Below are 13,218 nucleotides of genomic sequence, written 5' to 3'. Positions count from 1 at the left end.
TAATATTGAATTAAATATTACTTATGAGGTGAATAAAATGGCTAAAAATGAAGAAGAAGTTAAAAATAATACCTTTGGTTTTGGCGACGAAAATGTCGCATATGCAAAATACTTTACTGGAACAAGTTATCTCAATGGTTTAGTTGCTCCTGACGATAATATTGATGTGAGTGTAGCTAATGTTTCATTTGAACCAGGAACTCGTAATAACTGGCATCGTCACCATGGCTACCAAATCTTAATTGCAACTGGTGGTGAAGGCTGGTTCCAAGAAGAAGGTAAGCCTGCTCAATTAATGAAGCCTGGCGATGTAGTAGAAGTTCATGATGGTGTAAAACACTGGCATGGTGCAACCAAGGATAGTTGGTTCTCACATATTGCTATTACCAAGGGTACTGCAACTTGGGAAGAACCTGTTGATGATGATTATTACAATTCATTAGAAAGCTACTTTTTAAATGCAAAATAAATCCCCGAAATCCTAATTCGAATTTCGGGAATTTATTTTATCTTCCATGACGATTAATTCTTTGCAATTGTTGTTTTTGACTTGGTCTCATTGCAAAAAATAATAACCCTAATAAAATTCCACTTCCAATTATTTGTAACATAATTTTCTCCTTATTATTTATTCTACTATCCTTCAAATAGTCAAAAGATAAAAAAACTTTAGAATTAAATTAATAATCATTATGCTGGTGTATTAATTCCAGTACTATCTCTAGCATACAAAGTATTATCGTCTAAAAGTTTAGTCACAATATCAGCAATCGATGCAATTGAAACATCATGACCACCAAAAGGCTCACCTTTATGAGTTACTTCATAATCAACTGGCCCACTAGTAAACCACCCTGGACGTACAATCGTGTAATCTAAATTAGAAGCTTCAATCTCATCAGCAGCATCACGGTAAGTTTGTAAAACTGGATTGAAACGAAGATTTCCTTGAGTACCAACTGAAGCTGGAATTTCATCATAAATTCCCATTGAAGTGATAAAAACTAAGCGAGAAACATGATTAGGACTCATAGCAGCAATAATCTTTGCAGCATAAGCTCCAAGGTCTCCACTTAAAGCAGCAAAAACTGCATCTTGATCAGCTACTGCTCTATCCAAATCTGCATCAACCATTACACTACCACTAATTATTTTTTCACGGCTAGGGTCAATAAGACTAATTCGGCTAGCTGAACGAGAAAATAAGGTTAACTTATCATCTGTTGTTTCTAACGTATTTTCTGTAACTGCTCTACCTAAAGTTCCTGTTGCTCCAATAATTAAAATATTTTTTGTCATTATTTCCTCTTCTCCTCAATAAGTACTTGCAACTTGATCACTAATCATCCATTTACCATCAACTTTGATAAAGTTTACTTTCATTTGCAGACGCCAAGTAGCGACTCCACTACCCCAAATATTTGCTTTTACTTTATTTTGACCAATTAAACTGGCATGATTTTTCTCAATATTGATATCCTTAATATTCTCTTCCACAGAAGAAAAATATTTCATTTGTCCATTTTGAATTTGATCTAGCCATTCATTTTTTGGTTGAACATAACCAGTCATATGCATTAGTTGCATTGTCGGAACCAAAATCTGTTTTAAAGTTACTATATCCTTATCTACCATAGCCTGATTTTCACGACGATATAGATCAATTATTTCTTCTTTGTCAGTCATTTAATTTTCTTCCTTAACATCAGTTGAAGCTGCTAAATCTGTTTGACCTTTATATTCATCTAATCGTTGACTCAACCGTTCAATGGTAGCTCGAAGAGCTTGTGAACCAAGTAATACATGTAATGGAGCAGGATCTTGATCAACTGTTTCTTATAATGCGCGTAGCCATTTTATTTGGATCACCAGGAGCTAATCCATTTTTAGGATCAAGCATCTTCAAAAATGCATGAGTTGGAGTATTATCATATTCTGGTATTAAGTTTGCTATATGAGCACTCCCATAACGAAATTCAGTTCTTGCACCACCGGGTTCAATAATAGTTACACCAATATTAAATGGCGCAACTTCTTGGGCTACTGATTCACAAAAACCTTCAATTCCAAACTTAGCTGCATGATACATTGAATTACCAGGATAAGCAACCTGACCTCCATATGAAGAAATTTGAATAATACGTCCTTCACCTTGCTTACGCATTTGTGGAATAACAGCACGAATCATTTGAATAGATCCGGTAAGATCAGTAGCTAAAATTTTATTGATTTCTCCATCACTTAATTCTTCTGCAGCGCCAAAGAGTCCATAACCTGCATTGTTAATCAAGACATCAATTTTATTATGCTTAGCAATTGTCTCACTTACTACTTTACGAATTTCATTAACATCAGTCACATCTAAATGCTCTACATCTAAAGTATGAGGATATTGTTCTTCTAATTCTTTAATATCTTCTTTTTTAGTTCTAACTGTACCAATTACTGTCTCACCATTTGCTAATAATTGTTTTGTCAATGCTTTACCAAAACCACTACTAATTCCTGTGATTAACCATGTTTTACTCATTTTAACTTTTTTCCTTTTCTTAATATACTGGTCGACTTGCACCTTGCGTATCAGGATTTGCAAATCCAATACTTTCTTTTTCATATAGTTTTGGATCGTTAATAATCTTAACAATCAAATCTGCTACACTCTTTCTCGAAGCAGAAACACCGATGTACTCTTCTCCCTTATGTGTAACAGTATATTTTATTTCGTTACGATCATTTAACCAAGGAATTCGTAAGATTGTATAATCTAAATCTGAATTTTCAATTGCAGTTGCTGATTGAACTACTGAATCTGTAGATTTAACAACTCCACCGAAACACATTTGACGATTATATTCACCAAATTCCCCCGGCACTTCGTCGTAAATTCCCAAGATATTTGACGAAATTAAACGTTTAACCCTTTCTTTATCCATAATCTTAATAATATTTTTAGTTACCTGGGCATTTTCGCCATGATCAACAAACGCAACATAAACAATATCTTGATCTTTAATTGCTTCACGCAATTCTTCAGAATTATTAGCATCCCCATCAATAATGGTTACTGCCTTATTATCTTTTAATTGCACTAAGCGACCAGCATTTCTTAAAAATAAAGTTAGATGTACATCTTTACCATCTTTTAAAAGCCTGTCTTCAACTAAACGAGCGATTTGTCCATTTGCCCCAACAATTAGAACATTTTTTATCATATTTTTCTCCTTTTTTAACGTAAAGCTCTTAAGCTTGAACCAAAAATTGATTCAATTGCTACGGGATCGTGATGATCAAAGAACTGACTTTCATGTCTATCAAGCTTACTAATAGTTTCCATATCATCTTGCGACAATTTAAAATCAAATACATCAAAATTTTCTTGCATCCGTGCTTTATGAACAGTCTTAGGAATAACAATAATTTCTCTTTGTAATAACCAACGTAAAATTACTTGTCCATTACTCTTACCATACTTTTCACCAATTTTGGCTAAAGTTTCGTTAGTAAAGATATCATGCTTACCTTCCGCAAAAGGTGCCCAAGCTTCTACGGCAATATCTTCTTTTTGCATAAAGTTAACATCATCATTTTGTTGGAACCATGGAGAAACTTCAATTTGGTTAACTGCTGGTTTGACACTGCTCATTAACTCTAAATTTTTAACCTGATCAGGATAAAAATTAGATACGCCAATTGACTTAATTTTACCTGACTTTTGTGCTTCTTCTAATGCACGCCATGCTCCGTATACATCTCCGTAAGGTTGATGAAGTAAGTAAAGATCCATATAATCCATATTTAATTTTCTTAAAGAATCTTCAATTCCCGCTTTAGCTTTTTCGTAGGTAAAATGATCAAGCCATAATTTTGACGTAACAAAAAATTCACTACGATCAATTCCACTTTTATTAATTGATTCACCAACTGCCGCTTCATTTTGATAAGCTGCAGCAGTATCAAATAGGCGATACCCAACATCAATTGCATCCGTAACTGCTTGACGCGCTTGCTTAAAATCAGGAACTTGAAAAACTCCAAATCCTAACATGGGCATTTTGTTTCCATCATTTAAATTAATATATTCCATCTTTGTCTACCTCTATTTCGTTTTCTGCTAAATTTCAATTATGAGTATATGACAGAATATAAAGCTTTAAAATTACTAATGAATTATGCTAGTATACACTTAACGAATGGTAGAAAGAAGACTTAAAATGATTAGCCCAGAACTTTTAGAAGAGTTAGTTACCTTTAAAAAATATGGAACTTTAAGTGCAACAGCAGAGCATTTATTAATCACTCAACCTAGTGTTACGCGTGGAATGAAAAAATTAGAGCAGGAATTAGGTGTAACTTTATTTGAACGACAAGCTAATAAGATTACTCTTAATAAAACTGGTGAATTAGCTGCTAAAGAAGCGAAAAAATTACTAGACTCGCAAAAAGAATTTACTGAAAAAGTTATCAATTTTGCCAACAGTCAAAATATGTTACACATTGCCTCCACTTTACCTGGACCACTTTTATTAGTTAAAACTTTTGACCCAAAATTTGATCAAGATTTGGTAATTAATTCTCAACTTATTAATCCACTTAATGTTACTGCTGACTTACTCACTTATAAAGAAAAAATCATTTTTACTACTAAAGAATATCAAACTCCTGAACTTGAATCTCTTTATCTAGGAAAAGAAAACTTATTTGTTAAAATTGATAAATTTAATCCTCTTGCGCAAAAGAATTCAGTCACATTTAAAGACTTAGAAGGCTTGAGCTTCTTAGTAGCTCAAGATATTGGAGAATGGAAAGACATTAGTGAGAAATATATCCCTAATGCTAAATTTCTTTATCAAAATGACCTTAATTCTCTAGACGAACTAACAAAATATTCTAACTTTCCTGTTTTCCGTTCAAATCTATCTGTCTTAGACACTAATCATAATCAGGATGATAATCGTACTTTAGTTAAAATTGAAGATGAACATAACGAACTTGAGATTTATGCTACTTATCTCAAGCAAAATAAAACTGAGCTTAAGGACTATCTGTTAAAACTAAGTCAACTTTGGCCACAAAAATAAGGATACTCAATTGTGAGTATCCTATTTTGATAACCATTCATTTACTTTAGAATCATTTTTTCCGATTCCAATTAATTTAAGATCTTTACTCCATGATTTAAAAGTTGCCGCATAATTACCCTCTTGTCCAACATCAGTAAAAAATGAAGCAATCTTTCCTTGATAATCATTCTGCCTTAATTTATCTAAACATGTCTTAATCGGACTCGCTGGCATTCCCGACCATACGGGACTACCAATTAGTATAAGATCATAATTCTGAAAATCAGTTGCTGGAAGAACTATTTTTGGAAATTGTTTATTTTTAACCTGTTCCTTAAAAATATCATTAGTTTGATACATATCTTCAGAAAATGTCTCAGCTGGTACCCTTATTTCTATAAGATCACTTTCTGATATTTGCTTATGAATTTTTTCAGCGACCTTTCTAGTATTGCCTGACCAAGAATAATAGGCAACTAAAGTTTTCAAATTTAATTCCTCCTATTTTTATTTATCATTTACGATAATTAAAGACTTAATTGTTTCACGCTTATCCATTGCTTCATAAGCCTTTTGAATATCTTTTAATGAAAAACGCTTTGTAAATACCTTACCTGGGTTAATGTTTCCCTCTAATACTTCCTTAAGTAAACGCGATTTATCATAGGTAGTCACCGGTGCAATTCCACCACGTAAGCCAATATTTTTCCAAAATAGTTGGTTAGAAGCTGGTTCAGTTTGTGGAACACCAACACGACCAATGATACTACCTGCACGGCCAAGTTGACCTGCTTGTTCAATTGCACTAGTTGCGCCGACACATTCTAATACACTATCTACTCCAACACCATTAGTTAATTTAAGTACTTCAGCTACGGCATCATTACCACGCTTGCTGATGATATCAGTTGCACCAAACTCTCGTCCTAACTTTGCACGATCCTCATGGTGACTCATTAAAATAATTCTTTTAGCACCTAATAAACGGGCACCAATCACACCACATAGTCCGACAGCACCATCACCAATTACAACAGTGGTATCACCCGGCTGAACTTCCGCACTAGCTGCAGCATGGTAACCAGTTGCCATTACATCTGACAAGGCTAAAAAATTATTTAACTGTGCATCCGTATAATCTTTAGGTTGTCCTGGAATCTTAATTAATGCCCAATTTGCATTAGTAAAGCGTAGATACTCACCCTGATAACCGCCATTAATACCTTTTTCTTGATTTAAACAATTGCCATCAAAACCAGCACGACAATTAACACAGTACCCACAACCATGAGTAAATGGGGCAATAACAAAATCAGCTGGATGGACAGCAGTCACATCGTCCCCAATGCTTTTTACAATTCCAATAGCTTCATGACCTATTGTTGAACCACCTTCACGTTTAGCAATCCCACGATACCACCACAAGTCTGAACCACAAACGCATGCGCGAATAACCCGAATAATTGCATCTGTTGGCTTTTCAAGTTTAGGCATTGTCATTTCTTTAACTTCAACTTTTTTAGGTTCGACAAATATTGCTGCTTTCATTTCATTACCTTCTTAATTTTTAATTTAAGTTTATTTTACTTATTAAAAATTAATAAAGAAATTACTATCTTTTGATGGTAGTATACGTTTTAAGTATAGTTCGTTATACAAAAAATCCTGCAATTTCTTGCAGGATTTTAAATTATTAAAGATTCTTATCCATATCGAATGTTAATTTAGACATGTTAATTGAATCAATAAACATTTGACCCATCAACTTTTCACTATCTGCTTTAGTATGGGCAACAGTCATTTGATTTTCTTTAGTTAAGTAGTCAGTCAATTCATCTCCAGTTAAGTCGCCAGCGTTTTTGATAATTTCTTCTACACGACCACGGTAATAACGATTTAACTCTTCTAAATACTTAGTATCTAGTTGTACAAAGTGTGAGTAGTGGCTTTCTACCAATGCAGCCAATGATTTGTAGTACCACCAAGCATCATCACGGTTATAATTCATAGAAGTGTTGTTGTAAGATGGGTCAGTATCATTCATATTTGCAAAGAATGGAACAAATGGGGTAAATGTTGGTCCACCAATACACAACCACATAATTCCTGCCATTTCTTCAGGAACATCACTTCTAATTTGTAAAATATGTGAGTTCTGAGTTCTATTCAAACCAATTGGACGGAAGCGATGCTTTTCTTCTTCATTCCCCTTACCATAAGGATCATAAGGGGTATCTTGGTAGTGTGAACCTAATAAGAATTCAATATCTTCACGTGTAATCTTTTTATTGGCACGACGGATGAATGGAATTTCTCCATCTTCAGGATCTTGTTCAATATCTGGGTTAAAGTATTTTTGAATATACCACTGACGGCTAGTATTATAGTGACGATCTTGTTCAGTATAAGTACCAAAAATATGACGGAAATTCCAACCTTCATGATCTGGATTTAAATTATGTTCTTCAACAAATTCTTGAATTCCTTCAGACCACATAAAGTTATCGGGATCATTAAAATCTACTTCTTGAATAGCAACACGGTTACCAGTAGCAGCATAACAATCATCAGGAATACGTTGAGCTACCCAGTGGTGACCAGTCACAATTTCCATATACCAAACTTCATCTTTATCACTAAATAAAACTGAGTTTCCGGCAGGTGAACCGTATTTAGCAATCAACTTACCAAGGTATTGTACTCCATCACGAGCTGAATGAATGTATGGCAATATAACAGTTTGCATACAATCTTCATCAAGACCGTCTTTTACTAAAGGATCAAATGCTAAAGTTCTTTCATTTCCATAAGTTGATTCAGTACATGACATAGCTACATTTTCTTCATTAATACCACTTTCATCATAGTAGCCTTGAGTCTTGTAATCTACATTTGGAACAGCTGGAACACGTTGCGCATTTTCTGGTAATTCCATTTGGAACTTATTGAGCCATGACTTAATTTTACGTCCCTTTTCTCCCTTTACAGCTGGTTCAATAATGAAACGTTGTGGTGTTATAGGACGAAATGTATCATCATTACGCGCAATCATCGTTGAACCATCAATCGAAGCTTTTTTCCCTACTAAAATAGTAGTGCATGCACTTAATTTACTCATATTTGTCTCCTTACATCTTTAAATTAAACCTTGGAAAAGGCCAATTGCAAACTTCTCGGCATCAAAGTCAGCTAAATCATCAACTTTTTCACCTAAACCAACAAGCTTTACTGGTAAATTCATTTCATTTCTAATGGCAATTACTACACCACCCTTAGAAGAACCGTCCAGTTTTGTCAAAACTAATCCGGTTAATTCAGTGGTCTTATTAAAGTCTTTAGCTTGTAATAAGGCGTTTTGTCCTGTTGATCCATCTAAAACTAACAAAACTTCATTTGGTTGATCTGGCAAAATTTTCTTAATAGTTCGTTCGATTTTATCGAGCTCATTCATTAAGTTAACTTTATTTTGTAAGCGTCCAGCAGTATCAACTAATAAATAATCAATACCTTCTTCCTTGGCCTTAACTACACCGTCATAAACTACTGAAGCAGGATCTGCATTTTCTTTTCCGGTAATGACTTCTACACCATCACGCTTGCCCCATTCAACTAATTGTTCAACTGCCCCAGCTCTAAAAGTATCACCGGCTACCATCATAACCGACTTACCCGCATCTTTGAGCCGTTTGGCTAATTTACCGATAGTGGTAGTTTTACCAGCACCATTAACACCAACAAAAAGATAAACGTTTGGCTTAGCAGTAGGATCATAGGTTAAAGCTGAATCTTTATTTTCTCCACTTTGATCATAAATTTCAACTAGTTTTTCTACTACTACTTGTTTTAAATCCTCATGGGTTTTAGCTTTTTGTAATTTTGCTTCATCTCTCAAAGAATCAGTTAATTGCATTGCAGTTTCATAGCCAACATCTGATTCGATTAAAAGATCTTCCAAGTCATCAAAGAAATCTTCATCGACACTTCTAAATTTAGCAAAGAAAGCATTTAATTTCTCACCAAAACTGCGGTTAGTTTTCTCTAATCCTTTATCATACTTTTCTTGATCTTCTTGTTCAGACTCTTCCTCCTCTGATTCATCTATTTCATCTTCCTCAACAGAGGTTTCAGTTGCCTCTTCTTTTACCGACTCTGGAGCTTCCGACTCTTCTTCAGTTACTTCTTCACTACTTGTTTGTTCTCCAGCACTTTCAGTAGTTTCACTTTCAGCAGAACTTAAGCTTTCAGTACTACTTTCTGAATTAGCTTGGCTATCTTCACTAGTAGCTTGACTTACTTGAACTTCATACCCTGCTTCACTTGGCGCTTCAGATTTTAGAGTTTCCTCTTGGAGAGGTGGTGTCAATTGAGGAGCTTCGGAAAATTTAGGCTCTGTAGTTTCAATTGATTCAGATTCTGACTGTTCAGCTCCAGATTCAACTTGATCCGTTTCTGATTTTTCAGCAGCCTCATTAGTTTCAGGTGCAGCACTTTCAACTATAGATGCTTCACTTTTTGGCTCTTCTGCATCATTTTTATTCTTTTTACTAAATAATGATTTTTTATACGATCAAATAATCCCATTATTTCACCTCATCTTTTATTTCTTTTAAAGAAACCGATAATACCTGTGAGACACCAGATTCTTGCATAACCACTCCATAAAGTTGATCAGCTTGCTCCATCGTGCCACGTCTATGAGTAATAACAATGAACTGAGTATCTGACTCATAGCGACTCAAGAATTTGGCAAATCTGGTGACATTGGCTTCATCTAGTGCAGCTTCAACTTCATCCAAAATACAGAATGGAACCGGGTTAACCTCCAAAATTGCAAACAGCAACGTTATTGCTGTAAGTGCTCGTTCACCACCAGATAATAATCCTAAATCTTGCAACTTTTTACCAGGCGGTTGAGCAATAATATCTACCCCAGTTTCTAGTAAATTGTCAGGATCCGTTAAGACTAATTGAGCCTTTCCTCCACCAAACATAAGCGGAAAGATCTTTTCAAACTTAGCTTCCACTTGCTCAAAAGTTGCTTTAAAACGTTCTTTTACATTTTCATCTAATGCAGCCATTGATTGCTCAATATCTTGACGAGCTGTTAAAAGATCATCTTGTTGTCCATGCAGAAAATCATAACGAGTTTTTACATCTTCATATTCTTCGATCGCATTTAAATTTACCGGACCGATATCATCAAGGGACATCTTATTTAATTTAACATCTCGTTGAAGTTGTTCCCGGATTTCGGGTGTATTATCATTTTGGCAAAGTGCACGTGCAGCTTCATAAGTAAGCGAATAATTTTCACGGAGTTGGGCTAATTTCTGATCAATCTGTCCACTCAATTTACTTATTTGAACTGAAACTTGTTCTTGTTCTTGAGCAGCATCTTTACGTAAATCATAGTTTCGATTAGCCAGTAATTCTAGTTGATTAATTTTGGCTTCTTGTCTCCCAAGAAACTCATTAGCTTCAACTAATTTAGTACTTAGCTCTTCTTTTTGCTGAGTTAGTTGCTGAATTTGCGCATTAATCTCATCAGGTGATTTTTCTGTTTTGTTACTTTCGCTTAAACTATTGATCTTAGTATTCAAATCATCAATTTGCTGTTGATTGTTTTCAAGATTATGTTTTACTTGATCTTTTTGTTTTTCCAAGTTGCTGGCTTGCGTTTTTACTACGGCAATTTTTGAGCTTAATTCACTTAATTGTGTTTGGAATTGCGCATAAGCTTGATCTAAATCAGCTAACGTATGTTTAATTTGATCCATCTTTTGCTGATACTCATCAGCTTTTTGATCTAATTTAGTTTGCTGTTCTTTTTCTGACTGCAGTTTTTGCTTTAATTCTTCTAACTCACCAGCACGCGCAACTTCTTCTGCATCCTGAATTTGTTTAACTTTTTTAACCCGACTAAGCTCTTTTTCTTGAGCTTGGTATCTGATGGCTTGTTCATTAATTTGTTGTTTTAATTCTTGCACATTATCTTGTAAACTCTGCCATTCAGCCTCTTCTTGTTTTAGACTTACCTGAATATCATGTAGCTTTTGCTGACTTTCTTTTAATTTTTTAGTCAACAAGTTAATATTTTGTGTCAACTTAGTTATTTCAGTATTAGTTTGTAATGGTGAATTATTACGACGTGTTCGGGCTCCACCTGTCATGCTACCGCCAGGGCTAATAATATCACCTTCAAGTGTTACGATACGATAATAATGTCCAGTTCGTCTTTGAATTCTTAAAGCGGTATTCATATCTTTAGCAACTAATACATTCCCAAGTAAATAATTAATTGCGCGTGAAATATCTTTATTTGTAGTCGAAGTAACCAGCTCAGCAGCTACACCAACAAATCCTTCTATTGTTTTTAAAGTGTTAAGAGTAGAACTAGCAATTGAATTTTGACGAACTCCATCTAGTGGTAAAAAGGTTGCTCGGCCGGCATGATTCTGTTTTAATTGTCCAATTGCATCTCTTGCATCTTCCCTAGTTTGCGTCACAATATTTTGGACGCCAGCGCCTAAAGCTGTAGTCAAAGCTGCTTCTAATTCGCTTGGAAAACTAATTAATTCCCCAATTACTCCAATTATCCCATTAAAGTTTTGCTGGTGATTTAAAACATATTTTACTCCACCATAATATCCTTCATGGCGCTCTTGCAAACGTTTTAAACCATTTAATTGAGCCTGATCTTGACTTATTTGCCCTTCAACTTGTCTAATGCTCTGAAGTAATTCTTGTTCGTTATGTCTTTGAAGATTAACCTTATCTGCCTGTGCAGCTAACTTATCTTCAAGCTTTTTTCTTTGTGCAACTAAATTACTTCCCTTTTCTTTAAGCTCGGTTAACTTATACTCAGCTTGTTCAAGTTCGGTATCAATCGAAGAACTGCTCTTTGAACTGTGTTGCAAACGCGTCAATTCAGAATTAAGATAAACAAGTTGATTATTAGCAGAAGTTTGTGCTTGTAAAACATCGATATATTCTGCTCGTAATTGTTCTAATCGCTTTTTTAATTGATCTGGATCCTGTGCTAAATTATTCGCCAAAGTCTGCTTTTCTTGGTCTAAGTTATCTAGTTGGTCTTTCTTTTTACTTATATCATTTTCATACTCAGCTAATAATTTGTTTAAATTATCGCGCTGCTTAATTAACTCAGCCTTTTGACTTTCATATTCTTTTTTTGTAGCTGCATTATACTGACTTGACTGTTCTTTCATCTGTAAGTCAGTATTTAAACTGGCAATATCTTGAGTTAAAGTTAATAAATCTTTCTGCTGTTGATCTTTTTTATCATGCCAACTTGTATATTCATCCCGATATTGCGCTAAATTCTCTTTGCTTTCTATAACCTCTTTATCTAACTTAGCCAGCAATTCTTGGTTCTTTTTTGATTTAAGCTCTACTTGTGCCTTTTGCTTATTTAAAGTTTCAATTTCCAAAGCTAGTAATTGTTTTAAATCAGCATCAAGTTTTTCTTTTGTAAACTTATATTCTTTGGCAAGCGAACTTTGCTCATGCAAGGGTTCAACTCTAGCCTCTAGTTCTTTTACTAAGTCATTAATCCGGATTAAATTATTATTGGTCTGATCAAGTTGCTTAAGGGCTGTTTCTTTTTGCTGTTTAAAATGTAAAACTCCTGCTGCTTGTTCAAAGATACTTCGACGTTCTTGCGGTTGAGAATTTAAAATCTGATCAACGCGTCCTTGTGAAATAATAGCTAAACTATCATGTGATAAACCAACATCCATAAAAAGATTACGTATATCTTTTAAGCGAACTGATTGATTATTTATATAATATTCATTTTCGCCAGAACGTAAAATTGTTCTTGTAATTGTTACTTGATCAGTATTGAAGTTTAACTTGCGATCTTTATTATCAAAAACCAAACTTACTTCAGCCTTATTTAAAGGTGTACGTGATTGACTTCCAGCAAAAATAATATCTTTCATTTTCGCACCACGTAAAGATTTGGCTGAACTTTCTCCCATTACCCAACGAATAGCTTCGGTAATGTTACTTTTCCCACTACCATTGGGCCCAACTATCCCAGTAATTCCTGCATCATAATTAATAGTTGTTTTGTCTGCAAATGATTTAAAACCATTTAAAATTAGTTGCTTAAGCGGCAAAATCTCACCTATTCTTA

The 13,218-nt window shown here is 34.4% G+C and carries 12 protein-coding genes; 2 read left to right on the top strand and 10 right to left on the bottom strand.

The window, feature by feature from the left end:
* Positions 1-37: 37 nt before the first annotated feature.
* Positions 38-469 carry a cupin domain-containing protein gene (locus tag FP432_RS01380; RefSeq protein WP_265489078.1) on the top strand — a complete coding sequence of 144 codons (432 nt, stop codon included), beginning with the start codon at positions 38-40 and terminating at the stop codon, positions 467-469.
* Between the two features lie 221 nt (positions 470-690).
* On the opposite strand, the gene FP432_RS01375 is transcribed toward FP432_RS01380, so the two are convergent.
* From FP432_RS01375 to FP432_RS01355, 5 genes are all read right to left on the bottom strand, one after another.
* The gene (locus FP432_RS01375) at positions 691-1,299 is read right to left on the bottom strand and encodes an NAD(P)H-binding protein (protein ID WP_265489077.1); all 609 of its coding nucleotides are present in this window, start codon (positions 1,297-1,299) and stop codon (positions 691-693) included.
* A gap of 15 nt (positions 1,300-1,314) precedes the next feature.
* Complete coding sequence (locus tag FP432_RS01370; RefSeq protein ID WP_265489076.1) at positions 1,315-1,686, bottom strand: nuclear transport factor 2 family protein; 372 nt, start codon at positions 1,684-1,686, stop codon at positions 1,315-1,317.
* A 139-nt stretch (positions 1,687-1,825) separates the two neighbouring features.
* On the bottom strand, positions 1,826-2,530 hold the full coding sequence (locus FP432_RS01365; protein ID WP_265489075.1) for an SDR family oxidoreductase: 705 nt from the start codon (positions 2,528-2,530) through the stop codon (positions 1,826-1,828).
* A 19-nt stretch (positions 2,531-2,549) separates the two neighbouring features.
* Complete coding sequence (locus FP432_RS01360; RefSeq protein WP_265489074.1) at positions 2,550-3,212, bottom strand: NAD(P)H-binding protein; 663 nt, start codon at positions 3,210-3,212, stop codon at positions 2,550-2,552.
* A gap of 14 nt (positions 3,213-3,226) precedes the next feature.
* Positions 3,227-4,084, bottom strand: a complete 858-nt coding sequence (locus tag FP432_RS01355) for an aldo/keto reductase (RefSeq protein ID WP_265489073.1) — start codon at positions 4,082-4,084, stop codon at positions 3,227-3,229.
* Positions 4,085-4,211: 127 nt separating this feature from the next.
* On the opposite strand from FP432_RS01355, the gene FP432_RS01350 reads away from it, so the two are divergent.
* Positions 4,212-5,078, top strand: a complete 867-nt coding sequence (locus tag FP432_RS01350; protein ID WP_265489072.1) for a LysR family transcriptional regulator — start codon at positions 4,212-4,214, stop codon at positions 5,076-5,078.
* A 21-nt stretch (positions 5,079-5,099) separates the two neighbouring features.
* Here the strand turns inward: FP432_RS01350 and FP432_RS01345 are convergent, their stop codons facing one another.
* The 5 genes from FP432_RS01345 to smc form a co-directional block, all read right to left on the bottom strand.
* The gene (locus FP432_RS01345) at positions 5,100-5,549 is read right to left on the bottom strand and encodes a flavodoxin family protein (RefSeq protein ID WP_265489071.1); all 450 of its coding nucleotides are present in this window, start codon (positions 5,547-5,549) and stop codon (positions 5,100-5,102) included.
* Positions 5,550-5,567: 18 nt separating this feature from the next.
* The gene (locus tag FP432_RS01340; protein ID WP_265489070.1) at positions 5,568-6,608 is read right to left on the bottom strand and encodes a zinc-dependent alcohol dehydrogenase family protein; all 1,041 of its coding nucleotides are present in this window, start codon (positions 6,606-6,608) and stop codon (positions 5,568-5,570) included.
* Between the two features lie 145 nt (positions 6,609-6,753).
* Positions 6,754-8,178 carry a C69 family dipeptidase gene (locus tag FP432_RS01335; RefSeq protein ID WP_265489069.1) on the bottom strand — a complete coding sequence of 475 codons (1,425 nt, stop codon included), beginning with the start codon at positions 8,176-8,178 and terminating at the stop codon, positions 6,754-6,756.
* 18 nt (positions 8,179-8,196) lie between these two features.
* On the bottom strand, positions 8,197-9,423 hold the full coding sequence (gene ftsY, locus FP432_RS01330) for a signal recognition particle-docking protein FtsY (RefSeq protein WP_416202882.1): 1,227 nt from the start codon (positions 9,421-9,423) through the stop codon (positions 8,197-8,199).
* Positions 9,424-9,640: 217 nt separating this feature from the next.
* Positions 9,641-13,201, bottom strand: coding sequence for a chromosome segregation protein SMC (smc, locus tag FP432_RS01325; protein ID WP_265489068.1), 3,561 nt, complete (start codon positions 13,199-13,201; stop codon positions 9,641-9,643).
* Between the last annotated feature and the right edge of the window lie 17 nt (positions 13,202-13,218).

The sequence above is a fragment of the Lactobacillus sp. PV034 genome (assembly GCF_014522305.1).
In the GTDB taxonomy this organism is placed as follows: domain Bacteria; phylum Bacillota; class Bacilli; order Lactobacillales; family Lactobacillaceae; genus Lactobacillus.
The sequence above is the reverse complement of the archived record's forward strand: the minus strand, read 5'-3'. Positions and strand labels throughout refer to the sequence as shown.

Coding starts and splice junctions, on each gene's coding strand:
- FP432_RS01380 (WP_265489078.1), top strand. CDS start 38: ATGGCTAAAAATGAAGAAGAAGTTAAAAATAATACCTTTGGTTTTGGC.
- FP432_RS01375 (WP_265489077.1), bottom strand. CDS start 1,299: ATGACAAAAAATATTTTAATTATTGGAGCAACAGGAACTTTAGGTAGA.
- FP432_RS01370 (WP_265489076.1), bottom strand. CDS start 1,686: ATGACTGACAAAGAAGAAATAATTGATCTATATCGTCGTGAAAATCAG.
- FP432_RS01365 (WP_265489075.1), bottom strand. CDS start 2,530: ATGAGTAAAACATGGTTAATCACAGGAATTAGTAGTGGTTTTGGTAAA.
- FP432_RS01360 (WP_265489074.1), bottom strand. CDS start 3,212: ATGATAAAAAATGTTCTAATTGTTGGGGCAAATGGACAAATCGCTCGT.
- FP432_RS01355 (WP_265489073.1), bottom strand. CDS start 4,084: ATGGAATATATTAATTTAAATGATGGAAACAAAATGCCCATGTTAGGA.
- FP432_RS01350 (WP_265489072.1), top strand. CDS start 4,212: ATGATTAGCCCAGAACTTTTAGAAGAGTTAGTTACCTTTAAAAAATAT.
- FP432_RS01340 (WP_265489070.1), bottom strand. CDS start 6,608: ATGAAAGCAGCAATATTTGTCGAACCTAAAAAAGTTGAAGTTAAAGAA.
- FP432_RS01335 (WP_265489069.1), bottom strand. CDS start 8,178: ATGAGTAAATTAAGTGCATGCACTACTATTTTAGTAGGGAAAAAAGCT.